Source organism: Pseudomonas sp. IT-P44, from assembly GCF_949768225.1.
In the GTDB taxonomy this organism is placed as follows: Bacteria; Pseudomonadota; Gammaproteobacteria; order Pseudomonadales; family Pseudomonadaceae; genus Aquipseudomonas; species Aquipseudomonas migulae.
In genome coordinates this window covers 357,671-380,862 of sequence record NZ_CATKQM010000013.1, presented here as the reverse complement: position 1 = coordinate 380,862, position 23,192 = coordinate 357,671, and the positions used below count along the sequence as shown (strand labels likewise).

The following is a 23,192-nucleotide window of genomic DNA, read 5'->3' as shown; positions in this document are numbered from 1 at the left end:
GGGCGGGGCTTTTTTTCAGCCGTTACGCGAGCGCTATTACAACAGCGGGATCGAGTAGCTGACGATCAGGCGGTTTTCGTCCTGGTCGCGCTGACCAGGGATGTCGTTGCGCCAGGTAGCGTTTTTCCACATCACGCCCAGGTTCTTCAGCGAGCCTTCTTGTACGACGTAGCCGACGGTCAGGTCGCGTTCCCACTCGGAACCGTCAGAGCCGTTTTCGCGACCGTTGGCACCCACGGTGTCGATATTGTCGCCACGCAGGTAAACCACACCGGCGGTCAGGCCAGGTACGCCGACTTTGGCGAAGTCATACGAGTAGCGAGCTTGCCAGGTGCGCTCACCGGCGCGGGCGAACTTGGCAATCTGACTGTCGGTAGTCAGGTAAGCCGACGAGCCGTCGCCCTGGTTCAACCAAGGGAAGTCGCTGTTGCCGTTGCTGGCTTGGTAACCGCCACCGAAGGTGTGACCGGCAACGGAGTACAGGAACAGGCCGCTGTACAGATTGTTGTCGACTTTGCCTCGACCGTTAGCGAAACCGGTGTCATTACCGGTAGTGAAGTAGCTCGAGTCATGGCCATTAGCGCCATCATCACGGCTGTTGAAGTAACGGAAGTCCGACTTCAACACGCCCGGACCGATGGCCCAGTTGTGAACCAGACCCAGGAAGTGCTGCTTGTAGAAGTCTTCCAGGTTACCGTAGTAGTACTGGGCAGTCAGGTCTTTGGTGATTTTGTAGTCACCGCCACCGTAAATGAATTTGTTGCTGTCGCGACCGGCAGCCGTGTGGGCGTTGGCACCAGCGATCGACAACTCTTCGTTGTTGCTGGAGTTACGACCTTTGGCGTGCTCGATCTGACCACCGACCAGTGTCAGGTCTTTGATCTCGTTCGTAGTGATCTGGCCACCTTGGAAGGTTTGTGGCAGCAGACGACCGTCGTTGGTCACGATAACCGGCAGTTTTGGCTGCAGGGTGCCCAGCTTCAGTTCAGTCTGGGAGATCTTGGCTTTGGCAGTCAGGCCCAGGCTGGAGAAGTTATCAACCGCTTCGCCGTTGGATTTGCTTGGGAAAACAGTGCCGCCGTACGAAGTCGAAGTGGCGCCGTTAGTACCGCCGCCCGAATCCAGACGCACGCCCAGCAGGCCGATAGCATCGATACCGAAACCGACGGTGCCTTGGGTGTAACCGGAGGTGAAGCGCAGATCGAAGCCTTGGCCCCATTCTTCGTTTTTGCTCTGCACACCAGAAGCGGTGGCGGCATCGTGGTCACGGTTATCAGTGTTGATGTAGAAGTTACGCAGCCCCAAAGTAGCTTTGCTGTCTTCGATGAAACCGGCGGCGCCTGCCTGCTGCGCCAAAACCCCTACGGCCACAGCCAGGGCCAAGGTGGACTTGTTCATTGTTTCGCTCCTCTCGTTTCTAATTTTTTCGGTCCTGAGTCGAATGCCCTGGATCCTGAAATGTGCGGATACCGCCAACCGCAATCCGCGCGCCACTCAACTGATGTGTCTAAGTCAAGGGTCTAAGCGCGGCGAATGGGCCGGCATGGTAAACGTAAATACATTTATTTCATTCTTTTTCATGCCGTGCGGGAATAAAAAGCGGCATTTTAATCGCTACGGGACACTCGATATCGGCCCCGGCGGGATGCACTTTAGGGCTTTATTTTAAAAGCCAAAAAGAATAATAAATTCCTAAGTAATACCTAATTGGCATATGTGAAAAAAACACAAAAAAGCCCCGCCAAACGGCGAGGCTCTTTTGCGCAATCTCTTACAGGAAGCTGTAGGTGTAGTTGAAGATCAGACGGGTCTGGTCTTGGTCAGCGTTGGTGTTGCCACGATAAGCACCGTGACGCACCGTCGTGCCAAACCCTTTAAGTGGACCGGTTTGAATCACATAGTCTACGCGCAGGTCGGTTTCCCGCTCGTTCAGGTCTTCACCCGCGCCGCTGACGGTCTTGATATCCCGGCCATACAAGTAAGCAGCCGAAGCTTTCAAGCCTGGTACACCCAAAGACGCGAAGTCATAGGTGTACTGACCGTACGTGGTGTTTTCACCGGCACGGATAAAGCTGCCCACAGTGGCATCGGTGAACGAGTAGAAGCTGGCGCCACCACCACCTTCGTTGCGACCGTTGCCATCGACAACGTTGCCCTGGTTCAAGAAGACGAAGCCGCCGTCATCGTTGACACGCTGATGCCCGAGCAGGAACGCGTTGCCGCCCAGGGTGTAGGTGAACGTGGCGCTCCAGGTCTTGTTATCGACCTCGCCCTTGTTCTTGGCGAAACCACCGTTGTTGTTGAATTGGTAGCCAGCCTGACCGTTCTTGCCGTCGGAGCTGCTGTCGAAATAACGGAGGTCGGTCTTGAACGACTGGTTGGGTGCGATCGGGTAGACGTGCACCAGGCCGAGGAAGTCCTGCTTGTAGAAGTCTTCCAGGTTCGCGTGGTAGTACTGCAGCATCAGGTCTTTGGTGACTTTCCAGTCCGCACCGGCATAACGGAACTGATTGCTGTCCTGAGTAGCGCCAGCCACAGACAGGCCAGTGCTGTTGCTGGACGCGCGACCCGTCGCGTGCTCCAGCTGACCTACGTTGAAGGTCACGTTGTCGATTTCCTTCGAGGTGATGGTGCCACCTTCAAAGGTTTGTGGCAGTACGCGACTGTCGTTCGCGATCAGGATCGGCATGTTTGGCTGCAGGGCACCACCGTAGTGGGCCTCTGTCTTCGAGAAGCGTGCCTTGACGTTGCCCGCCACGCGGCTCCACGAACTCTCTGCCGAACCGTCGGTATCGCTAGGGCTGAAGGAGTTATTGTCCGGGTGATGGCCCTTGCCGCCGTCCAGATGGATACCGACCAATGCCTGGGCATCGATACCGAAACCTACGACACCTTGGGTGAAGCCCGACTGGTAATCGAATTTGAGGCCTTCAGCGGCTTCGCGCTGACGGTTAGCTGGGGTCTTGGCGCCTTCACGGACATCGGCGTCGAAATAATAGGTACGCGAACTGACGGAAGCCTTGCTGTCTTCGATGAAACCGGCGGCGCCTGCCTGCTGCGCCATAACCCCTAGGGCCACGGCCAGCGCCAAGGTGGACTTGTTCATTGTTAAACTCCTCTCGTCTCTAATTCTTGTATTCCTGGCCCGGAATCAATGTCCCAAGTCCTAAGATGCGCGATTAGCGCCAGAGCGTGACCCACAAGTCAATCGTAACCATGTGTGTCTACGACCATGGTCTAATCCCCGTTTTTTGGTCCGTGCAGGGTCATGATTTCGTCATAAACCTGAAAAGAATGAATGGATTCTTTTCTAATACCGTTTAGGAATTTTGCTCACCGTTTGCTGCCCCGCGGACTAGAGCGGCCAGCTCATAAGCTAATTCCTAAATGGTATTTATTAGGCGTTTTTTAGATCGATTAGGTTTGGAAGCAATTCCGCAACAATTCCTATCGATAAGGCCTACGCCATGACGACCAAGCGCGCACTATCCAACCCAATTGTTACAGTTTGTGTATCGGTATTATTTTCTTTTTCCGCCCATGCCGCGAACCTCACCGTCGGCTATCAAACCGGAATAGACCCCAGCAAAGTTTCCCAGGCGGATGGACTCTACGAGAAAACCATCGGCCAAAAAATTGACTGGCGTCGTTTCAACAGTGGACCGGAAGTAGTAACCGCCATCGCCTCGGGCGACGTACAGATTGGCAACCTCGGTTCAAGCCCACTGGCCGCGGCCGCCTCGCGCAATTTGCCGATCGTCGCGTTTATCGTTTCTGCCCAGATCAACGCCGCCGAAGCGTTGGTGGTACGCAACGGCAGCGGCATCGATAAACCGGAAGATCTGATCGGCAAGACCATCGCCACACCGTTCGTTTCAACCTCTCACTACAGCTTGCTCGGCGCCTTGAAGCACTGGGGCCTCGACGCCTCGAAAGTCAAAGTGGTGAACCTGCAACCAGCGGAAATCGCTGCCGCCTGGAAGCGTGGGGACATCGACGGTGCGTTCGTCTGGTCGCCCGCCCTGGGGGAAATTCGCAAGACTGGCAAGACGTTGACTGACGCCGCACAGGTGGGTCAGTGGGGTGCGCCGACTTTTGAAGTGTGGGTAGCACGCAAGGATTACGCCGAGAAACATCCGGACGTCGTAGCCAAGTTCGCCAAGGTGACGCTGGACTCGTTCGCCGACTATGCGGCACATAAAGACAGCTGGACCGCCGATTCGGTGCCGGTACAGAAAATCGCCAAACTGACCGGTGCCAATGCCGCCGATGTACCGGAATTGCTGGCCGGTTCTGCATTCCCGGACGCCAAGGCGCAACAAACCACCGCGCTGCTGGAGGGCGGCACGGCGAAGGCGATTGGTGAGACGGCGAAGTTCTTGAAGGAACAAGGCAAGGTTGAGACGGTGCTGCCGGACTATTCGCCGTATGTCAGCGCCAAGTTTGTCGCTGAGTAACACCGCTATCTCCCTGTAGGAGCGAGGCTTGCCCGCGAAGCAGACAACTCGATTAATCGGTTGTCCCGAATGACGCCTTCGCGGGCAAGCCTCGCTCCTACGGGGCTCCTGCAATCACAAGGTTTTTTCGAAGATCTTCGAATTACGCTGATAGTTGTACAGCGACGCCCGCGCCGACGGCAGGCGCTCGACGCTGCTTGGCACAAACCCGCGCTCGCGGAACCAGTGAGCCGTGCGGGTCGTGAGGACAAACAGCGTCTTCAACCCCTGAGCCCGGGCACGGGTTTCAATGCGCTCCAGCAGCTCATCCCCGCGACCGCCATGACGGTACTCCGGGTTCACCGCCAGACACGCCAACTCCCCGGCATCCGAATCGGCAATCTGATACAGCGCCGCGCAAGCGATGATCATGCCTTCGCGCTCGACCACGCTGAACTGCTCGATCTCACGCTCCAGCACTTCGCGGGAACGTCGCACCAGAATCCCCTGCTCTTCCAGCGGGCTGATCAAGTCCAGCAAACCGCCAACGTCTTCAATCGCGGCCTCGCGCACGACCTCGAATTGCTCCTGTGCCACCAGCGTACCGCCGCCGTCACGGGTGAACAGTTCGGTCAGCAGCGCGCCGTCTTCGGCGTAACTGACGATATGGCTGCGCGCCACGCCGCCACGGCAGGCTTCAGCCGCCGCATCCAGCAGTTCCGCCTGATAGTTGCTGCCCAGACGCTGCAAATGCGCCGGCACTTGTTGCGGGCGCAGTTCGCGCACCAGGCGACCGTTTTCATCGATCAAGCCCAGGTCAGCGCCGAACAGCAACAGTTTATCGGCGCCCAGGTCGATGGCCGCACGGGTGGCGACGTCTTCGCAAGCGAGGTTGAAGATCTCCCCGGTCGGCGAGTAGCCCAGCGGCGACAGCAGCACGATGGAGCGCTCGTCCAGCAGGCGATTGATGCCTTTGCGGTCAACCCGGCGCACTTCGCCGGTATGGTGATAGTCGACACCTTCGAGCACGCCGATCGGCCGGGCGGTCACCAGGTTGCCGCTGGCCACCCGCAGGCGCGAGCCCTGCATCGGCGACGAAGCCATGTCCATGGACAGGCGCGCTTCGATGGCGATACGCAACTGGCCGACCGCGTCGATCACACACTCAAGGGTCGCGGCATCGGTGATGCGCATGCCGTGGTGGTAATGCGGGGTCAGGCCGCGTGCCGCGAGACGGGTTTCAATTTGTGGACGGGAACCGTGAACCAGCACCAGTCGCACGCCAAGGCTGTGCAGCAGCACCAGGTCGTGGACGATGTTGCCGAAGTTCGGATGCTCCACGCCGTCGCCGGGCAGCATGACGACAAAGGTGCAATCGCGGTGGGCATTGATGTAAGGCGAAGCGTGACGAAGCCAATTAACGTATTCGGGCATGAACCTGGGCCTGTAATAAATAGCAGCCAAAAAATGGGCGAAACAGAAAACGCACAGCGGGCTGATGGTTATCGTCGGAACAGGCTTGGCGACACGCGCGCTCTCCTCATGAATACGGGTTTAAACATCGGCAATTTACATGACCTGTAGGAGCCGGCTTGCTGGCGATAAACGATGACGCGGTTCACCTGAAAGACCGCGGCGCCTGCATCGCCAGCAAGCCGGCTCCTACACAGGTCACATTTTGGCCGGTGTCAGGCAGTAATGTTCAATCAACTGCCGTAATAGATGCACGGTAGGCTGCAAACGTGACATTTCGAGGTATTCCCCCGGTTGGTGTGCACACGCGATGTCACCCGGGCCCAGCACCAGCGTTTCGCAGCCAAGGCGTTGAAGATAAGGCGCTTCCGTCCCGAACGCCACTGCTTCGGCGCGATGACCGGTGAGCTGCTCCGCGATGCGGACCAATTCAGCGTCCTCAGCCTGCTCGAAGGGCGGCACTTCAGGGAACAGCGGCGCGTAATCGATCTTCACTTGGTGGCGCTCGGCAACCGGCTGGAGTTTCTGCAGAATCTCCGCGCGCAACACCTTGGGGTCCATGCCCGGCAACGGACGCAGGTCGAATTCCAGTGAGCACTGACCGCAAATCCGGTTGGGGTTATCCCCGCCATGGATACAGCCGAAGTTCATGGTCGGAGTCGGCACGCCGAACTGCGGATTGCGAAATTCACGTTGCCACAGCAGACGCAGGCCGCGCAATTCGCCAATCGCATCATGCATGGCTTCGAGGGCGCTATGGCCCAGGCGCGGATCGGAGGAGTGGCCGCTCTGACCGAGAATGTCGATGCGCTCCATCATGATGCCTTTGTGCATGCGGATCGGCTTGAGCCCGGTCGGCTCGCCGATCACCGCCGCTCGGCCCAACGGGCGTCCTGCTGCGGCCAAGGCACGCGCGCCGGACATCGAGCTTTCTTCGTCGCAGGTGGCGAGGATCAGCAACGGTTGTTTGAACGGCTGGTCGAGCAACGGCAGGACGGCTTCGATGGCGAGGGCAAAAAAGCCTTTCATGTCGCAACTGCCCAGCCCGACCCAGCGGCCATCGACTTCAGTCAGCTTCAGCGGATCGGTCTGCCACAACGCGCCATCGAACGGCACCGTGTCGCTATGCCCGGCGAGCACCAGACCGCCGGGGCCGGAACCAAAACTGGCCAGCAGGTTGAATTTGCCGGGGCTGACCTGCTGGATATCGCAGGCAAAACCCAGATCACCGAGCCACGTCGCCAGCAAATCGATCACCGGACGGTTGGTCTGATCGAGGCTGGCCTGAGTGCAACTGACCGATGGTGCGGCAATCAGCGCAGCGAACTGATCTTTCATCGACGGCAACGGCATCGCTGACTCCAACTCCCGAATTGAAGTCCATCATAGAACCATCCGGTGACAGGAATAAACCGTCGCGGCGCGTAGGCCTGAGCAGTGCTGTACACTGCACGACCTTGGCAGCCACACATTCCCCCGGCTGCGCTCCCGATCCTGGATTTTCCGGCCATGCAGAAAGAAACTGAAATCAAACTCCGCGTCAGCCGCGAAACCCTCGCCGCACTGCGCGAGCACCCGCTCCTGAAAAAACGCAACAAAAGTGGCTGGGAACGCCGTGAACTGATGAACCAGTACTTCGACACGCCTGAGCGCGACCTGGCCCGCGCCAAGGTTGCCCTGCGCCTGCGCAAGGACGGCGAAGAAGTCATTCAGACCCTCAAGACCCGTGGCCAGAGCGTCGCCGGTTTGTCCGAGCGTAACGAATACGACTGGAACCTGCCCAAAGCCAAGCTCGACGTGAAAAAACTCGACGGCGAATGCTGGCCTGAAGAGCTAGCCGAGCTGGACAAGAAAACCCTGAAGCCGATCTTCACCACCGATTTCGTCCGCGAACGCGCTGAAATCGCCTGGGGCCGTGGCAAGACCAAAGTGGTCATCGAAGCCGCGCTGGACTTGGGCCACGTGGTGGTCGGCAAGCAGAAAGAAGAAATCTGCGAGCTGGAACTGGAACTGCGCGAAGGCGAACCGGCTGCATTGCTGGAGCTGGCCGCCGAACTGGCCGCGACCCTGGCCCTGATGCCGTGTGACATCAGCAAGGCCGAACGCGGTTATCGCTTGTACGACGCCAACAGCTATTCGTTGAGCCTGCCGGCCCCGCAGATCAGCGCCGAAATGCCGCTGGACGACGCGTTCGCCGCGTTGAGCTGGCACTTGCTGAGCAGCAGCCAGCGTCTGGCCGAGCAATATCGCTTCAATGGCCACTGGCGTCTGTTGCAGGACTGGGTCGAAAACCTTGCTGAATTGCGCGCCCTGCTGAGCAGCCTTGGCCAGGCCGCGCCGCGTCAGTCGACGCACGATCTGCGTCTCGCGCTGGATGCCTTGCTTGAAGACTGGCGTCCGCTGGTTCAAGCCGGTCTGGACGACGAAGACGTGCGCAAAGCCGCGCCGGAGCAGTTCCTCGAAGAACTCGAAGACCCGCGCTGGGGCCTGTTCTCGCTGAACACCTCGCGCTGGCTGCTGGCCCGCACCTGGGCGACCGATCGTAATGTTCGCGGCAATCGCCAGGGCGCTGCGCAACTGGGTAGCTGGTTGCCGCGCTTGCTCGGTGAAGAAGCGACGTCCCTGCAATTGCAGCGTTACCAGCAGCAGCCGGAAGATCTGGCCGAGCAACTGCCGCGCATCGAGCGCATCCAGTCCTGGTTGCACCATGCGCGCAACGTGCTGGAGGTCCCGGAAATGGATCGACTGTACGGCGAGCTGAAACAGTTGGCGTTGCTGGCTAACGAGCCAATCACCGATGAATTGCTGGATGCGCGTAAGCAGCAGGCGATTGCCGTTTATCAGAATCGTGCCTGGAAAATGCTGCTGCGTATGTAAAACCGCCTTCGCGGGCAAGCCTCGCTCCTACAGGTACTGTGCAGATCCTGTAGGAGCGAGGCTTGCCCGCGAAGAGGCCAGCAAATTCACCGCAAATCTTCAGACCGGCAAACTCGTCGTCGACTTGATCTCCGACAACGCCACAATCGAGTTCACCTCCTGAATCCCCGGCACCATCGACAGCTTCTCAAAGAAAAACCGCTCATACGCCTCGATGTCCGCCGTGACAATCCGCAACAAGAAATCCACCGACCCCATCAGCACATAACACTCCAGCACTTCGGGAAAACCGCGAATCGCCTCGGTGAACTCAGTGAAGTTCGAACGCCCGTGCGCGTTGAGTTTTACCTCGGCAAAGATCTGCGTGTTGAGCCCGATTTTCTTGCGGTCCAGCAGCGTCACCTGGCCGCGAATGATCCCCTCCTCCTTCATCCGCTGAATCCGCCGCCAGCACGGCGACTGCGAGAGCCCCACCTGCTCGGCGATCTGCGCGCTGGAGAGCGAAGCGTCCTCTTGCAGCAACGCGAGAATCTTGCGGTCGTAGCCATCCAGTTCGCTTTGCATAGAAAAACCTGTAATCGATGTCTTGTTGAATCGCACGATTCGATAAATCGTTAATTAGCCCCATCATAGATAAGAAATGCCCGGCATCGAATGTAAAAATTCCTCCAGTGATTTTGGAGACCGACCATGCCGCATCTTGAAGCCGTGAACACCCCACCCACCCGCGCCGATGTCTGGAACACCAGCAACGCCCAGTGTCGTGTGCACTACCAACTGCTGACCGAAGCCGAACCGGACCTGCTGTGCCGGGCGCTCAACCTGTTCGCGTTGCAGTTCCTGACGCCGCAACAGGTCAACGTGCAGCGCACGGACGATCTGCTGGCGATCGACATCGTCATGGATGGACTGAGCTGGCACCGCGCTCAAGTGATCGCGGAAAAACTGCGTAACCTGATCAGCGTCTGCTCGGTGGACCTGCAAACGTCTGATTCTGCGTGGGCTGAAGCCGCTCAGGCGACGGGCTGAAAAAACCCGATACGGATTCGTCGGGTAGTGGCCCAACGGTCGGTGGGTCCACGACTATCCTTTGCGAACTGTTGTTCACGAGGAGCCCGCATGTCCGTTCAACTTGCCTTTCAGGACCGCTGGCTGGATCTCAATGATTTGCTGCGCGAGTTGGTCGCCCAGGGCTTTATCAGCCAGGATTCGGCCGAGCACGCACTGAATGCCCGCCGCCGTCACGCCGCCAATGGCCAGATGCACCCGCTGGAGTTCATCGCCAGCCAACAGCTGGATGACCTCAGCCGTCCCGGTAAACACCTCGATCTGGAAAGCCTGACCCTGTGGCTGTCGCAGCAGGCCGGTCAGCCTTATCTGCGCATCGATCCGCTGAAAATCAACGTCGCGGCCGTTACGCCGCTGATGTCCTACGCCTTCGCCCAGCGCCACAAGATTCTCGCGGTGTCCATCGATCGCGACGCCGTGACCGTGGCCAGCGCCCAGCCTTTCGTCAAGGGTTGGGAAGCCGACCTGACCCATGTGTTGAAGCTGCCGATCAAGCGGGTGGTGGCCAACCCGGTGGATATCCAGCGCTTCAGCGTGGAGTTCTTTCGCCTGGCCAAATCGGTCAGCGGCGCAACCAACAACGATCATCAAACCAGCACCCTGGGCAATTTCGAACAACTGCTCAACCTCGGTGCCAGCGATCAGGAGCCGGACGCCAACGACGCGCACATCGTCAATATCGTCGACTGGCTGTTCCAGTACGCTTTCCAGCAGCGCGCCAGCGATATCCACATCGAGCCCCGACGCGAGCAAGGCACGGTGCGTTTTCGCATCGACGGTGTGTTGCACAACGTCTATCAATTCCCGCCGCAGGTGACCATGGCGATTGTCAGTCGCCTGAAGAGCCTGGGGCGGATGAACGTCGCGGAAAAACGCAAACCCCAGGACGGCCGGGTCAAAACCAAGACCCCGGATGGCGGCGAAGTCGAACTGCGGCTGTCGACGTTGCCGACGGCGTTCGGCGAAAAAATGGTCATGCGGATCTTCGACCCGGAAGTGCTGCTCAAGGATTTCGATCAGCTTGGGTTTTCCGCCGAAGACCTGCGCCGCTGGCAGGACATGACGAGCCAGCCCAACGGCATCATCCTCGTGACCGGCCCGACCGGTTCGGGCAAGACCACCACGCTTTACACCACGCTGAAAAAACTGGCGACGCCGGAGGTCAACCTTTGCACCATCGAAGACCCGATCGAGATGGTCGAACCGGCCTTCAACCAGATGCAGGTCCAGCACAACATCGACCTGACCTTCGCTGCCGGCGTGCGCGCACTGATGCGGCAAGACCCGGACATCATCATGATCGGCGAGATCCGGGACCTGGAGACGGCCGAAATGGCGATTCAGGCCGCGCTCACCGGCCACTTGGTGCTATCGACGCTGCACACCAATGACGCGCCCAGCGCCATCAGCCGCCTGCTGGAACTCGGCGTGCCGCATTACCTGATCAAGGCCACGGTGCTCGGCGTCATGGCGCAGCGGCTGGTCCGTACGTTGTGTCCGCACTGCAAGGCCCCGCTGACCCTGAGTGAAGAAGACTGGCAAACCCTGACCAAACCCTGGCAAGCGCCATTGCCTGGCAATGCGCAACGCGCCATCGGTTGCCTGGAATGCCGCGACACCGGCTATCGCGGCCGCGCCGGGGTGTACGAAATCATGCAACTGACGGATGGCCTCAAAGCGCTGATCAACCCCGACACCGACTTGCTGGCGATACGGCGTCAGGCGTTCAAGGAAGGCATGCGCAGCTTGCGACTGTCGGGCGCACAGAAGGTGGCGGCGGGTTTGACGACGATCGAGGAGGTGCTGCGGGTGACACCGCAGAGTGAACAAAAGTAGCTGCGACCGTGATGGAACTCGGCAGGGTCATTGGCAATCCAACCCCGCGTAGTTAACCCAGTGGAGTCACCCATCATGCGTTTCAAACTTGCTGTTGCTACCCTCGCCGTGTTGTCCCTTCCAGTCGGTTCGGCGATGGCTGATGACAGCTTTTGGCGTAACGTCCTTACTTCCGGTGCCACCACCGGCTCGTCCTACCTGACCTCCAGGGATCAAAAGCTGATCGTCGCCGCCCAGGACGACGCCGGCAGCTTTGTCGCCAGTGACGGCGCTATTCGCGGCCCCTATCTGGAAGCCGCAATGCAGAAAGTCCGCGCCGACAACCCAGGCCTGCAGGCCACGGATATGGAACTGGCGAATGCGATCCTGGCGAAGAATGCCGTCGCGTCGAAGTAAGATTTACGGCTGAACAAAAATGCCGCTCACATGAGCGGCATTTTTTGTGCCCAACACAACCATCCTGTAGGAGCGAGGCTTGCCCGCGAAAGCGTCATGTCAGTCAACATAAATGTTGGATGTTAAGACGCTTTCGCGGGCAAGCCTCGCTCCTACAGGGCCGTGTGTGTTTCAGCGGTAGTCGTCCACCGGGACACACGCGCAAAACAGGTTCCGGTCGCCGTAGACGTTATCGACGCGATTCACCACCGGCCAATATTTATGCGCCTTGGTGTGCGCGTCCGGCGTGACGCCCTGTTCGATGGTGTACGGCCGCTCCCAAACCCCCGTGATGTCGGCCAACGTGTGCGGCGCCCGTTTCAGCGGATTGTCTTCCGCCGGCCAATTGCCGTTTTGCACCTCGGTGATTTCCGCGCGGATACTCAGCATCGCCCCGATAAAACGGTCCAGTTCCGCCTTCGATTCACTTTCGGTCGGCTCGACCATCAAGGTGCCCGGTACCGGAAAGGACATGGTCGGCGCATGAAAGCCGTAGTCCATCAGGCGCTTGGCGACATCCTCTTCGCTGATGCCGGTCAGCACTTTGAGCGGTCGCAGATCAAGGATGCATTCGTGGGCCACACGCTCGTTGCGCCCGGTGTAGAGCACCGGGAACGCCCCCGACAAATGCTGCGCCAGATAATTCGCGGCAAGGATCGCCACTTCACTGGCGTCCGCCAGTTGCGGCCCCATCATCGCGATGTACATCCAGCTGATCGGCAGAATGCTCGCGCTGCCCCAGGGCGCCGCGCTGACCGCGCCGTTCTCCGGCAGCGGGCCGTCAATCGCCACTACCGGGTGGTTGGCCACGAACGGCGCCAAGTGCGCCCGCACGCCAATCGGTCCCATGCCGGGCCCGCCACCGCCATGGGGAATGCAGAAAGTCTTGTGCAAATTCATATGGGAAACGTCGGCACCAATGTCCGCCGGCCGCGCCAACCCGACTTGCGCATTGAGGTTGGCGCCATCCATGTACACCTGACCGCCGTGACTGTGGATAACTTCACAGATCTCGCTGATGCCTTCTTCGTACACGCCGTGGGTCGAAGGATACGTCGCCATCAGGCAGGCGAGTTTGTCGCCCGCCTCAGCAGCCTTGCCTTTCAGATCTTCCAGATCGACGTTGCCCGCCTCGTCACATTCGACGATCACCACGCGCATTCCGGCCATTTGCGCTGAAGCGGGGTTTGTACCGTGGGCCGAGGACGGGATCAGGCAGATATCCCGCCCGCCTTGATGCCGACTCTCGTGGTATTTGCGAATCGCCAGCAACCCGGCGTACTCGCCCTGGGCACCCGAGTTGGGCTGCATGCAGATCGCATCGAAACCGGTGATCGCGCAGAGCCAGCGCTCCAGCTCTTCGATCATCAGCGTATAACCGGCCGCCTGCTCTTTCGGCACAAAGGGATGCAAGTTGGCGAACTGCGGCCAGGTGATGGGGATCATTTCGCTGGTGGCGTTGAGCTTCATGGTGCAAGAGCCGAGCGGAATCATCGATTGATTGAGCGCCAGGTCCTTGTTCTCCAATTGCTTGAGGTAACGCAGCATTTCGGTTTCGCTGTGATGGGCGCTGAACACCGGATGACGCAAGTAAGGCGAAGTGCGCAGCAGCCCGTCAGGAATACCGGAAGGCAGGGTTTCAGCATCCAGTTCGTCGACGTTGAGCCCGTGATCGGCCCCCAGGAAAACATCGAACAATTTCGCCACGGTGCTTTCGTCAGAGGTTTCGTCGAGGCTGAGGCCCAATTGCCCGCGCCCCAGAATCCGCAGGTTGATCTGCGCGGCCTGCGCGCTTTCGATGATCGCGGTTTGAGTGCCACCGACCTCCAGCGTCAACGTGTCGAAGAAGTGTTTGTTCAGGCGGCTAATGCCACGGCGCTCCAGACCCGTGGCGAGGATGCAGGTCAGCCGGTGAACACGCTGGGCAATCTGCTTCAGCCCCTCCGGACCGTGGTAGACCGCGTAGAAACTGGCGATATTGGCCAGCAGCACTTGGGCGGTGCAGATGTTCGAGTTGGCCTTCTCCCGGCGGATGTGTTGCTCACGGGTTTGCAGGGCCATGCGCAACGCAATGTTGCCACGCGCGTCTTTCGAGACGCCGATGATTCGCCCCGGAATCGCTCGTTTGTATTCATCGCGACTGGCAAAAAACGCCGCGTGGGGGCCGCCGTAACCCATGGGCACGCCAAACCGCTGGGACGAGCCGAACACCACGTCGGCGCCCAATTCTCCCGGCGGCGTCAGCAACAGCAGGCTCAGCAGATCGGTGGCGACGCAGGCCAGGGCTTGCTGGGCGTGCAGATGATCAATCCACGGACGCAGATCGCGAATCTCACCGTGGGTATCGGGATACTGCAGCAGCGCGCCGAACACCTGGTGCTGTTTCAAGTTATCCACAGCGTCGATGATCAGCTCGAAACCGAAACCTTCGGCCCGGGTCTGCACCACGGAGATGGTCTGCGGATGACAGTTTTCATCGACGAAGAACAGATTGCTCCTGGACTTGGCGACACGCTTGGCCAGGGCCATGGCTTCCGCCGCCGCCGTGGCCTCGTCCAGCAGCGAGGCATTGGCCAGTTCCAGCCCAGTGAGGTCGATGGTCAATTGCTGGAAGTTCAGCAGCGCTTCGAGCCGACCTTGGGCAATCTCGGGTTGATACGGCGTGTAGGCGGTGTACCAACCGGGGTTTTCCAGGACATTGCGCAAAATGACGGTCGGCGTCAGCGTGCCGTGGTAGCCCATGCCGATCAGGCTGGTCCAGACCTGGTTCTGCTCGGCGTAGCCACGCAGCTTGGCCAACGCGGCCTGTTCGTCGAGGGCGGGTGGCAGGTCAAGCGCCCGGTTCAGGCGGATTCCCGGCGGCACCGTCTGCTCGATCAGCTCGACACGGCTACCAACGCCGAGGCTGTCGAGCATCGCCTGCTGCTCGGCGGCATCGGGCCCGAGGTGACGGCGGAGGAAGGCATTGGGGTCGCGTAACTGACTCAAGGACGGCAACTGGGACATGACGGGCTCTCTCTTGACTGGCGCTCAACGTCGATGCAACACGGTCAAACCAGCATAGCTCCCCTGTGCGAGGCATGGCGTCTTTGGACGCGGCCCGTCCCTGATGCATTCAAAACACGCCAAGTCTCTTCAGACTCTTTCATTCCAGCGATATATGCATCGCCGATAGTTATATATAGTTATTCTTACTCGCCAAAAATAAAACTCTTCATAAGTACCCGCGCAACGGCGCTTGCAAATAGGTGAAAAGCCGACACTTATTAAAACAGTCAAATTCTTAAAAAACCAATCGCGATAGATAGAATCAAACCATAGCCAATAGATCTATAGCACAATAATCCGCATGCTATGTTTGTTGAGGACTGGGCAACGGAACCAAAAAGCCACTACCCAGTTACAAACAAACCAAGCTACGCTTTATTCGAAATGGAGTTCAAAAATGAGCAGCCAACAAATAGTTGCATATATCGAAGAAGAGCAATTGAAGGCACAAAAAAATAACAACTACAGTTTCTATCTGGCAAAAAAAGTAAATAATAGTTTCACCGTGATCTGGCAGTCAAAAGGCCCTGTAGCTACCGTCAACAACCCTAGCTATCAATACAAAAACACGTTTGATTTAACGACTCCCTCATTCATGGTCAACTATACAAACGACCCCGTGACAACAGGCAATGTCACCTTCACATCCGGTGGGAAAAACCGGCCAATCAGCACAGGCCAATCGACCATACTGGATACAAACGGCACATTTTCGCCACCAAAAAATGACACCAAGCCATCGGATATTCTGATCGTCAACCAGTTACAAGCCAACCCACACGAAATATTGCTGGATGCCAAGGGCCAAAATATTTGGGTAAACCGTGAGAGTGGCATGAACATTGGTACCGCGACGTTAACACCAAAAAGTGAATACCAACTATGGTTCGGCAATCTACAAGAAACAGGCTCATTGATTGCTCAAAACCTGTCTTACTCGACTACCGTATCCGTGGTCGATGGACAAAGCGTGACCATTACCTATACCAATGCCGGTGTTTGGGTAGCAGGTGAACCCGCTGACCGCCTCAGCGACAAGGACGTCGCCGCGCTGCATGCCAGGGTGGGGATCAAAGTAGCGGCATAGCATGGAGGGCAGATCGAGCATCGTTTGCACAATGGACCGAAAGCATATCGTCTAACCGTTGACCGTCTTCAACGTGCAAACCTGTTCAAAAAACCCTGTACATCCTGGATCTACAGGGTTTTTTATTAACTGTTCCAACGCTGTAGAAATGCAGGACAAAATGGAAAACCGCCATGAGCCAACAACAAATTATTGTTTATATCGAAGAGGCACAACTGATCGCTCAAAAAACCAATAACTACAGCCTTTACCTTGCAAAAATGGTAAACAACAGCTTTACCGCCATATGGTTCTCAAAGGCTTCAAAGGCCACGGTAACCCAGCCTAGCTATCAATACAAAAACATATTCGATATATCCAGCAATTCCTTCATGGTCAACTTTACAAACACTCCATTTCAAGAGGGGGATATTACATTTACTTCAGGAGGTAAAAACCTCCCCATCAACATGGGACAAAAAACGACACTCAATGAATATGGCGTATTCAGCCCCGCCACAAATGGCGGTGTCTCTGGCGATGTTTTGATCAACAACCAATTACCGGGCAACCCTAGAGAAATATTGCTGGACTCCAAAGGTAACAATATTTGGGTGAACTGTTCAGGCGGCATGAGCATCGGTGCAACCACCATGACACCAAAAAACCAGTTCCAACTATGGTTCGGCACAGCCCAGGCGGCGGGGTCTTTAATCGCCGGAAATGTATCTAACTCTTACGTCGTCACGGTCAATGACGGAGAGACCAAAACAATCACTTACAACGACAGCGGTGTTTGGGTTCCGGGCGAACCGGCAACACATCTGACAGACGACCAGGTAACGGCGCTTCACGCCAGGGTAAACAAAGCGGTAGCAATGGCGGCATGATTGGTCAGCAAACCGTCACAGCAAGACTTCACCGCACGGCTTTAAACAAAAACGCCGCGTTCTCCAGGCAAGGAAAACGCGGCGCTCTTGTAGCGGATCCGCTTTTGGCGATGTTTACTCGCCGATGGCGGCCTTGTAGCCAGCCGCATCAAGCAGCTTGTCCAGATCGGCGGTGTTGCTTGGCTTGAGCTTGAAGATCCAGGCACCGTACGGGTCGGAGTTGAGCAGTTCCGGATTGGCGCTCAGCTCTTCGTTGATCGCAATCACTTCACCGGCAACCGGGGAGTAGATGTCGGACGCAGCTTTAACCGACTCAACCACGCCGGATTGATCACCAGCTGCAAAGACGTTTCCTACTTCAGTCAGCTCAACGAACACCACATCGCCCAAGGCTTCCTGAGCGTGATCGCTGATGCCCACAGTGACGGTGCCATCGGCTTCCAGACGGGCCCATTCGTGACTTTCGGCAAAACGCAGGTCGGCAGGGATATCGCTCATATTCTGTGTCCTCAAGAAAATTGTCAGCGGTCGTTGCCCGCCAGAAAAGGTTAAATCAAGGTTTTGCCATGGCGTACGAAGGTCGGTTTGACCACTCGGACCGGGTACCACTTGCCACGGATTTCCACTTCTGCGCGGTCGGCAGTCGCCATTGGCACGCGCGCCAGTGCAATCGACTTGCTAAGCGTAGGAGAGAAACTACCACTGGTGATCTCTCCTTCGCCAACATTGGCGATGCGGACCACTTGATGAGCGCGCAAAACCCCACGTTCCTCAAGGACCAGCCCCACCAGTTTGTGCTGTACGCCGCCTGCCCGTTCAGCTTCCAGAGCGACGCGGCCGATGAACTGGCGAGAGGCCGGCTCCCAGGCAATGCTCCAGGCCATGTTCGAGGCCAGCGGCGAAACATCTTGATGAATGTCCTGACCGTACAGGTTCATGCCGGCTTCGACACGCAGCGTATCCCGTGCGCCAAGGCCAATCGGCGAGATGCCTGCACCCACCAGATCGTTGAAGAAACCTGGCGCCTGACTGGCCGGCAAAATGATTTCCAGACCGTCTTCGCCGGTGTAGCCGGTACGTGCGATGAACCAGTCACCGTCAGGCTGGCCTTCGAACGGCTTGAGCAACTGGATCAGGTTGCCGCGAGACTGGGTGACCAGTTCGGAGATTTTGTGTCGGGCATGCGGGCCTTGAATGGCCAGCATCGCCAGCTCGGAGCGCTCGTTGAGCTGCACATCGAAGCCGTCGAGGTGCGCCTGCATCCACGCCAGGTCTTGATCGCGGGTGGAGGCATTGACCACCAGGCGATAACCGTCCTCGAGGCGATAGACGATCATGTCGTCGACGATGCCGCCACGTTCATTGAGCATGGTGCTGTACAAGGCACGGCCGGGGCTGTGCAGGCGTTCGACGTCGTTGGCCAGCAAATGCTGGAGCCAGGCCTTGGCCTGCCCGCCGCTGACATCGATCACGGTCATGTGGGATACATCGAAAACCCCGCAATCGCGGCGCACCTGATGGTGTTCCTCGACCTGCGAGCCATAATGCAGAGGCATATCCCAACCGCCAAAATCGACCATCTTCGCGCCGAGGGCGAGATGAAGGTCATACAGAGGCGTACGCTGTCCCATGGGTTTCTCCTTCCGGGCGTGGCGAAGGTGCGGGCCGGTGCTGCACGGAGTGAACGCCTTGAAATAGAAGGCTTTCAGCCGATTTCAGCAACCGGGTCTGTAGGACGGACCGCACCGAATGCCGCGCATTGTAGCCTCAAGGTGTAGGACTGACACCTAGGTGTTTCGATGCGCTGAACGTCGAATCAATCCGATGACCGGTAACAGCCCGACCAAAACCAGGGTCAGCGCCGGCAATGACGCCCTCGCCCACTCGCCCTCGCTGGTCATTTCGAAGATGCGCACCGCCAGCGTATCCCAGCCAAACGGGCGCATCAGCAGGGTCGCGGGCATTTCCTTGAGTACGTCGACGAACACCAGCAACGCAGCGCTCAATGTGCCGGGCAGCAATAACGGCAGATACACTTTGAAAAACAGTCGCGGTCCACCGACCCCAAGGCTACGTGCCGCTTCGGGCAAAGATGGCCGTATTCGCGCCAGGCTGTTTTCCAGCGGCCCGTAAGCCACCGCGATGAATCGCACCAGATAGGCCAGCAGCAAGGCCGACAGGCTGCCCAACAGCAACGGCTTGCCGGCACCACCCAACCATCCCGACAGCGGAATCACCAGCTCGCGATCCAGATAACTGAACGCCAACATGATCGACACCGCCAACACCGAACCCGGCAACGCATAGCCGAGATTGGCCAGGCTGACACCGGAGCGGATCGCCCGGGTCGGCGCCAGGCGCCGGGCAAATGCCAGCACCAGCGCAACGCTGACAGTAATCAGCGCCGCCATGCCGCCCAGATACAAGGTGTGGACGATCAGGCCGGTGTAACGCTCATCCAGGTCGAAACGCCCGCGCTGCCAGAACCACACCACCAATTGCAGCACCGGGATCACGAAGGCGCAGGCAAACACCAGACCGCACCAGCTCATCGCTGCCAGCGCTTTGAAGCCGCGCAGGTGATACAACGCTTTGACCCGAGGTCGTTCATTGCTTGCGCGGTTGGCCCCGCGTGCGCGGCGCTCGCCGTACAGCACGACCATCACCACCAACAGCAACAGGCTGGCCAGTTGTGCAGCAGTCGAAAGACTGAAGAAGCCGTACCAGGTTTTGTAGATCGCCGTCGTGAACGTGTCGAAGTTGAACACCGACACCGCACCGAAATCTGCCAGGGTTTCCATCAGCGCCAACGCCACGCCCGCACCGATGGCCGGGCGTGCCATCGGCAACGCGACGCGCCAGAACGCCTGCCACGGCGATTGCCCCAGGACTCGCGCCGCTTCCATCAGGCCTTTGCCTTGAGCGAGAAACGCCGTGCGCGCCAGCAGGTAGACGTAGGGATAGAAGACCAGTACCAGAACAAGGATGACGCCGCCGGTCGAGCGGACTCGCGGCAGTCGCAGGCCCGTGCCGAACCATTCGCGCATCAACGTTTGAACGGGACCGGCAAAATCCAGCAATCCGACGAAGACGAACGCCAACACGTAGGCCGGAATCGCGAACGGCAGCATCAACGCCCAATCCAGCCAGCGCCGACCGGGGAATTCGCAGAGGCTGGTGAGCCAGGCGAGGCTGACACCCAGCAGCGTTACGCCGGCACCGACGCCAAGCACCAGGGTCAGCGTGTTGCCCAGCAGCCGCGGCATCTGCGTGTCCCAGAGGTGGGACCAGATTTGATGATCGATGGTTTGCCAGGAGAGCAACAGAACGCTGAGGGGCAGCAAGACCAGCGCAGCGATGGCGAAGACCAGGGGATACCAGCGGCGTTGGGCGGGGTGGGCCAAGGACAAGCTCTCAAGCGGATGGACGATACACAGAGGCCATTGTAGGAGCGAGCCTGCTCGCGATGAACGTCACAACACCGCGGACCGTCAGGCACCCCGCGTTATCGTTGACGTTTTTCGCGAGCAGGCTCGCTCCTACAGGGTCAGCGGTGTCTGCACACAGGCGGGGCGCAGTATATCGACAGACTCAGTTCCAGCCAGCCCGATCCATCATGCGAATCGCTTCAGCCTGACGTTTGCCGGCGACTTCCACCGGCAAGGTATCGGCGACGAACTTGCCCCAGGCGGCGACTTCCGCGGACGGCGCCACCGTAGGGTTGGCCGGGAATTCCTGGTTCACATCAGCGAAGATCTTCTGCGCCTCAGGCGTGGTCATCCACTCCACCAGCGCCTTGGCCGCTTCCGGGTGCGGCGCGTGCTTGGTCAGGCCAATGCCGGAAAGATTGACGTGTACGCCTCGATCAGCCTGATTCGGCCAGAACAGCTTCACCGCCAGGTCAGGCTTCTGCTTGTGCAGACGGCCGTAGTAGTAAGTGTTGACGATGCCGACGTCGCACTGGCCGGCGTTGATTGCTTCCAATACCGCGACATCATCGGAGAACACGTCGGTGGACAGGTTGTTGACCCAGCCTTTGAGGATCTTCTCGGTTTTCTCGGCGCCATTCACTTCGATCATGGTGGCGGTCAGTGACTGGTTGTAGACCTTCTTCGCCGTACGCAGGCACAGGCGGCCTTCCCAGTTTTTGTCGGCCAGACCTTCGTAAGTGGTCAACTCGCCCGGTTTCACCCGGTCGGTGGAGTACGCGATGGTCCGCGCCCGCAGGCTCAGGCCGGTCCAGGCATGAGAAGCCGCACGGTATTGCGGCGGGATGTTGGCGTCGATGGTTTTCGAAGTGAAAGGTTGCAGGATGCCCATCTGCTCGGCTTGCCACAGGTTGCCGGCATCGACGGTCAGCAGCAGGTCGGCGGTGGCGTTCTCGCCCTCGGCCTTGATGCGCTGCATCAGCGGGGCTTCCTTGTCGGTGATGAACTTCACCTGTACGCCGGTTTTCGCGGTGTAGGCGTCGAACACCGGCTTGATCAGCTCGTCGATACGCGAGGAGTAAACCACCACCTCGTCAGCGGCCTGGGCGACGGTGCTGCCGATCAGGGTCAGGGCGAGTGCTGTCAGTAGACGCTTCGGTGCCAACATGGGAGCGATCTCTCGATTCGAAAAGTGAGACCAAATGATAAGGACTCACATTTACCTTCTCAATCGAACAGTTTGCGGAGGAGTTACCAGATGTTGCATGGCTAGGGATGTGTAGCGGATGTGTCGACGCCTTCGCGGGCAAGCCTCGCTCCTACAGGTTTTGTGTTGTACGCCAATGTCGCGATCAACTCGAAACCTGTAGGAGCGAGGCTTGCCCGCGAAGAGGCCATCAGCCCCAGCGAACATGTCAGGCCTTGGCCAGAGCCGGCAAATCCCCGGTCAACCCCAACGCCTCACGCACAAACAACGCCTTGGCCTCCGGCATCTGCTCGACGATCTTCAAACCGGTATTACGCAACCAGCGCACCGGCAGCGGATCCGCCTGGAACAAGCGCTCGAAGCCTTCCATCGCTGCCATCAACGCCAGGTTATGCGGCATGCGCCGACGCTCGTAACGGCTCAGCACTTTCGCATCCGCCAACCGCTCGCCCCGTTCGGCCGCTTGCAGCAGCACTTCAGCCAGGACCGCGGCATCCAGGAAACCGAGGTTCACCCCCTGCCCGGCCAACGGGTGAATGGTGTGCGCCGCGTCGCCGATCAGCGCCAGACCTTCGGCCACATACCGCTTGGCGTGACGCTGACGCAGCGGCACGCACAGACGCGGGTCGGCGCTCAGCACCGTGCCGAGCCGGCCTTCAAAGGCGCGTTCCAGTTCGAGGCAAAACGCTGTGTCGTCCAGCGCCATCAGCCGTTCGGCTTCGCTCGGCGTGGTCGACCAGACGATCGAACACCAATCCTGCTGACCGTCGCGCTCCAGCGGCAGAAACGCCAAGGGACCGTTGTCGGTGAAGCGTTGCCAGGCCGTCATTTGATGAGGCTTGGTGCTGCGCACACTGGTCACGATCGCATGGTGCAGATAATCCCACTCGCGCGTGGCCACCCCGGCCAGGCGCCGAACCGCCGAGTTGGCGCCATCCGCCGCAATCACCAGCGGCGCACGCAAGGTGCGGCCATCGGCGAGCGTCAGCAGCCAGTCATCGCCGGAGCGGCGCATCTGCTCCAGGCGCGCATTGGCCAGCATCCCGAGGTCGCAGTCGTGCAAACGGTCGAGCAAGGCGTCCTGAACCACCCGATTCTCGACGATATGCCCGAGCACGTCGGCATGCACGCTGGCGGCGGAAAAGTGGATCTGCCCGGTGCCGCTGCCGTCCCAGACATGCATGTCGGTGTACGGGCTGCTGCGCCGGCTGGCGATGCCGTCCCACACGCCGAGGCGTTCAAGAATCCGCTGGCTGGCCGCCGACAACGCGCTCACGCGCGGTTCGAACGGCGCTTGCCCGTCGAAGGGTTTGACGCTCATCGGGCTGCCGTCCAGCAGCAGGACTTCCAGCCCGCTGTCCTGTAACGCCAGCGCCAGGGCGCTGCCGACCATTCCGGCCCCGACAATCAGCAGATCTGCGCGCATGT

18 protein-coding genes are annotated in these 23,192 nt (G+C 58.9%); 7 read left to right on the top strand and 11 right to left on the bottom strand.

The window, feature by feature from the left end:
* Window positions 1-36: 36 nt before the first annotated feature.
* Both ACM6IO_RS08755 and ACM6IO_RS08750 read right to left on the bottom strand, forming a co-directional pair.
* Window positions 37-1,398 (bottom strand): OprD family porin, encoded by a 1,362-nt coding sequence (locus ACM6IO_RS08755; RefSeq protein ID WP_192227510.1) that lies wholly within the window; start codon window positions 1,396-1,398, stop codon window positions 37-39.
* A gap of 373 nt (window positions 1,399-1,771) precedes the next feature.
* Window positions 1,772-3,106 carry an OprD family outer membrane porin gene (locus ACM6IO_RS08750; RefSeq protein ID WP_008040737.1) on the bottom strand — a complete coding sequence of 445 codons (1,335 nt, stop codon included), beginning with the start codon at window positions 3,104-3,106 and terminating at the stop codon, window positions 1,772-1,774.
* 361 nt (window positions 3,107-3,467) lie between these two features.
* Between ACM6IO_RS08750 and tauA the strand changes: the two genes are divergently transcribed.
* Window positions 3,468-4,457 (top strand): taurine ABC transporter substrate-binding protein, encoded by a 990-nt coding sequence (gene tauA, locus ACM6IO_RS08745; RefSeq protein ID WP_414911292.1) that lies wholly within the window; start codon window positions 3,468-3,470, stop codon window positions 4,455-4,457.
* Between the two features lie 114 nt (window positions 4,458-4,571).
* Here the strand turns inward: tauA and argA are convergent, their stop codons facing one another.
* Entirely contained in the window at window positions 4,572-5,870 is a 1,299-nt protein-coding gene (gene argA / locus ACM6IO_RS08740; protein WP_008026003.1) for an amino-acid N-acetyltransferase, read from the bottom strand.
* 237 nt (window positions 5,871-6,107) lie between these two features.
* The gene (gene argE / locus ACM6IO_RS08735; protein WP_008026001.1) at window positions 6,108-7,262 is read right to left on the bottom strand and encodes an acetylornithine deacetylase; all 1,155 of its coding nucleotides are present in this window, start codon (window positions 7,260-7,262) and stop codon (window positions 6,108-6,110) included.
* A gap of 156 nt (window positions 7,263-7,418) precedes the next feature.
* On the opposite strand from argE, the gene ACM6IO_RS08730 reads away from it, so the two are divergent.
* On the top strand, window positions 7,419-8,786 hold the full coding sequence (locus ACM6IO_RS08730; protein ID WP_414911291.1) for an inorganic triphosphatase: 1,368 nt from the start codon (window positions 7,419-7,421) through the stop codon (window positions 8,784-8,786).
* A gap of 99 nt (window positions 8,787-8,885) precedes the next feature.
* Here the strand turns inward: ACM6IO_RS08730 and ACM6IO_RS08725 are convergent, their stop codons facing one another.
* Window positions 8,886-9,350 carry an Lrp/AsnC family transcriptional regulator gene (locus ACM6IO_RS08725; protein WP_008024235.1) on the bottom strand — a complete coding sequence of 155 codons (465 nt, stop codon included), beginning with the start codon at window positions 9,348-9,350 and terminating at the stop codon, window positions 8,886-8,888.
* 126 nt (window positions 9,351-9,476) lie between these two features.
* Here ACM6IO_RS08725 and ACM6IO_RS08720 point away from each other — a divergent pair, with 126 nt between their 5' ends.
* The 3 genes from ACM6IO_RS08720 (at window position 9,477) to ACM6IO_RS08710 (ending at window position 12,086) form a co-directional block, all read left to right on the top strand.
* Window positions 9,477-9,815: a hypothetical protein gene (locus tag ACM6IO_RS08720; protein ID WP_414911290.1), complete on the top strand. Its 339-nt coding sequence runs from the start codon at window positions 9,477-9,479 to the stop codon at window positions 9,813-9,815.
* Window positions 9,816-9,905: 90 nt separating this feature from the next.
* A complete protein-coding gene (locus ACM6IO_RS08715) occupies window positions 9,906-11,690 on the top strand; it encodes a GspE/PulE family protein (protein ID WP_223450021.1) in 1,785 nt (594 codons plus the stop codon).
* A gap of 75 nt (window positions 11,691-11,765) precedes the next feature.
* The gene (locus ACM6IO_RS08710) at window positions 11,766-12,086 is read left to right on the top strand and encodes a DUF2388 domain-containing protein (RefSeq protein WP_008024239.1); all 321 of its coding nucleotides are present in this window, start codon (window positions 11,766-11,768) and stop codon (window positions 12,084-12,086) included.
* A gap of 171 nt (window positions 12,087-12,257) precedes the next feature.
* Here the strand turns inward: ACM6IO_RS08710 and gcvP are convergent, their stop codons facing one another.
* Window positions 12,258-15,131, bottom strand: a complete 2,874-nt coding sequence (gene gcvP, locus ACM6IO_RS08705; protein WP_414911289.1) for an aminomethyl-transferring glycine dehydrogenase — start codon at window positions 15,129-15,131, stop codon at window positions 12,258-12,260.
* 439 nt (window positions 15,132-15,570) lie between these two features.
* Between gcvP and ACM6IO_RS08700 the strand changes: the two genes are divergently transcribed.
* Window positions 15,571-16,260 (top strand): hypothetical protein, encoded by a 690-nt coding sequence (locus ACM6IO_RS08700; RefSeq protein ID WP_008024242.1) that lies wholly within the window; start codon window positions 15,571-15,573, stop codon window positions 16,258-16,260.
* Window positions 16,261-16,433: 173 nt separating this feature from the next.
* Entirely contained in the window at window positions 16,434-17,129 is a 696-nt protein-coding gene (locus ACM6IO_RS08695; RefSeq protein WP_223413754.1) for a hypothetical protein, read from the top strand.
* Between the two features lie 114 nt (window positions 17,130-17,243).
* Here the strand turns inward: ACM6IO_RS08695 and gcvH are convergent, their stop codons facing one another.
* From gcvH to ACM6IO_RS08670, 5 genes are all read right to left on the bottom strand, one after another.
* Window positions 17,244-17,627 carry a glycine cleavage system protein GcvH gene (gene gcvH / locus ACM6IO_RS08690; RefSeq protein WP_008040704.1) on the bottom strand — a complete coding sequence of 128 codons (384 nt, stop codon included), beginning with the start codon at window positions 17,625-17,627 and terminating at the stop codon, window positions 17,244-17,246.
* Window positions 17,628-17,677: 50 nt separating this feature from the next.
* Window positions 17,678-18,760, bottom strand: coding sequence for a glycine cleavage system aminomethyltransferase GcvT (gene gcvT, locus ACM6IO_RS08685; RefSeq protein ID WP_192227502.1), 1,083 nt, complete (start codon window positions 18,758-18,760; stop codon window positions 17,678-17,680).
* A gap of 156 nt (window positions 18,761-18,916) precedes the next feature.
* The gene (locus tag ACM6IO_RS08680) at window positions 18,917-20,533 is read right to left on the bottom strand and encodes an ABC transporter permease (RefSeq protein WP_008024249.1); all 1,617 of its coding nucleotides are present in this window, start codon (window positions 20,531-20,533) and stop codon (window positions 18,917-18,919) included.
* 187 nt (window positions 20,534-20,720) lie between these two features.
* Window positions 20,721-21,725 carry an extracellular solute-binding protein gene (locus ACM6IO_RS08675; RefSeq protein WP_008024251.1) on the bottom strand — a complete coding sequence of 335 codons (1,005 nt, stop codon included), beginning with the start codon at window positions 21,723-21,725 and terminating at the stop codon, window positions 20,721-20,723.
* Between the two features lie 247 nt (window positions 21,726-21,972).
* The gene (locus ACM6IO_RS08670; RefSeq protein WP_414911309.1) at window positions 21,973-23,190 is read right to left on the bottom strand and encodes a 2-octaprenyl-3-methyl-6-methoxy-1,4-benzoquinol hydroxylase; all 1,218 of its coding nucleotides are present in this window, start codon (window positions 23,188-23,190) and stop codon (window positions 21,973-21,975) included.
* Window positions 23,191-23,192 lie beyond the last annotated feature (2 nt).

Bases quoted from the DNA above. Each gene is read 5' to 3' on its own strand.
- ACM6IO_RS08755 (WP_192227510.1), bottom strand. From the start codon at position 1,398: ATGAACAAGTCCACCTTGGCCCTGGCTGTGGCCGTAGGGGTTTTGGCG.
- ACM6IO_RS08750 (WP_008040737.1), bottom strand. From the start codon at position 3,106: ATGAACAAGTCCACCTTGGCGCTGGCCGTGGCCCTAGGGGTTATGGCG.
- tauA (WP_414911292.1), top strand. From the start codon at position 3,468: ATGACGACCAAGCGCGCACTATCCAACCCAATTGTTACAGTTTGTGTA.
- argA (WP_008026003.1), bottom strand. From the start codon at position 5,870: ATGCCCGAATACGTTAATTGGCTTCGTCACGCTTCGCCTTACATCAAT.
- argE (WP_008026001.1), bottom strand. From the start codon at position 7,262: ATGCCGTTGCCGTCGATGAAAGATCAGTTCGCTGCGCTGATTGCCGCA.
- ACM6IO_RS08730 (WP_414911291.1), top strand. From the start codon at position 7,419: ATGCAGAAAGAAACTGAAATCAAACTCCGCGTCAGCCGCGAAACCCTC.
- ACM6IO_RS08725 (WP_008024235.1), bottom strand. From the start codon at position 9,350: ATGCAAAGCGAACTGGATGGCTACGACCGCAAGATTCTCGCGTTGCTG.
- ACM6IO_RS08720 (WP_414911290.1), top strand. From the start codon at position 9,477: ATGCCGCATCTTGAAGCCGTGAACACCCCACCCACCCGCGCCGATGTC.
- ACM6IO_RS08715 (WP_223450021.1), top strand. From the start codon at position 9,906: ATGTCCGTTCAACTTGCCTTTCAGGACCGCTGGCTGGATCTCAATGAT.
- ACM6IO_RS08710 (WP_008024239.1), top strand. From the start codon at position 11,766: ATGCGTTTCAAACTTGCTGTTGCTACCCTCGCCGTGTTGTCCCTTCCA.
- gcvP (WP_414911289.1), bottom strand. From the start codon at position 15,131: ATGTCCCAGTTGCCGTCCTTGAGTCAGTTACGCGACCCCAATGCCTTC.
- ACM6IO_RS08700 (WP_008024242.1), top strand. From the start codon at position 15,571: ATGAGCAGCCAACAAATAGTTGCATATATCGAAGAAGAGCAATTGAAG.
- ACM6IO_RS08695 (WP_223413754.1), top strand. From the start codon at position 16,434: ATGAGCCAACAACAAATTATTGTTTATATCGAAGAGGCACAACTGATC.
- gcvH (WP_008040704.1), bottom strand. From the start codon at position 17,627: ATGAGCGATATCCCTGCCGACCTGCGTTTTGCCGAAAGTCACGAATGG.
- gcvT (WP_192227502.1), bottom strand. From the start codon at position 18,760: ATGGGACAGCGTACGCCTCTGTATGACCTTCATCTCGCCCTCGGCGCG.
- ACM6IO_RS08675 (WP_008024251.1), bottom strand. From the start codon at position 21,725: ATGTTGGCACCGAAGCGTCTACTGACAGCACTCGCCCTGACCCTGATC.
- ACM6IO_RS08670 (WP_414911309.1), bottom strand. From the start codon at position 23,190: ATGCGCGCAGATCTGCTGATTGTCGGGGCCGGAATGGTCGGCAGCGCC.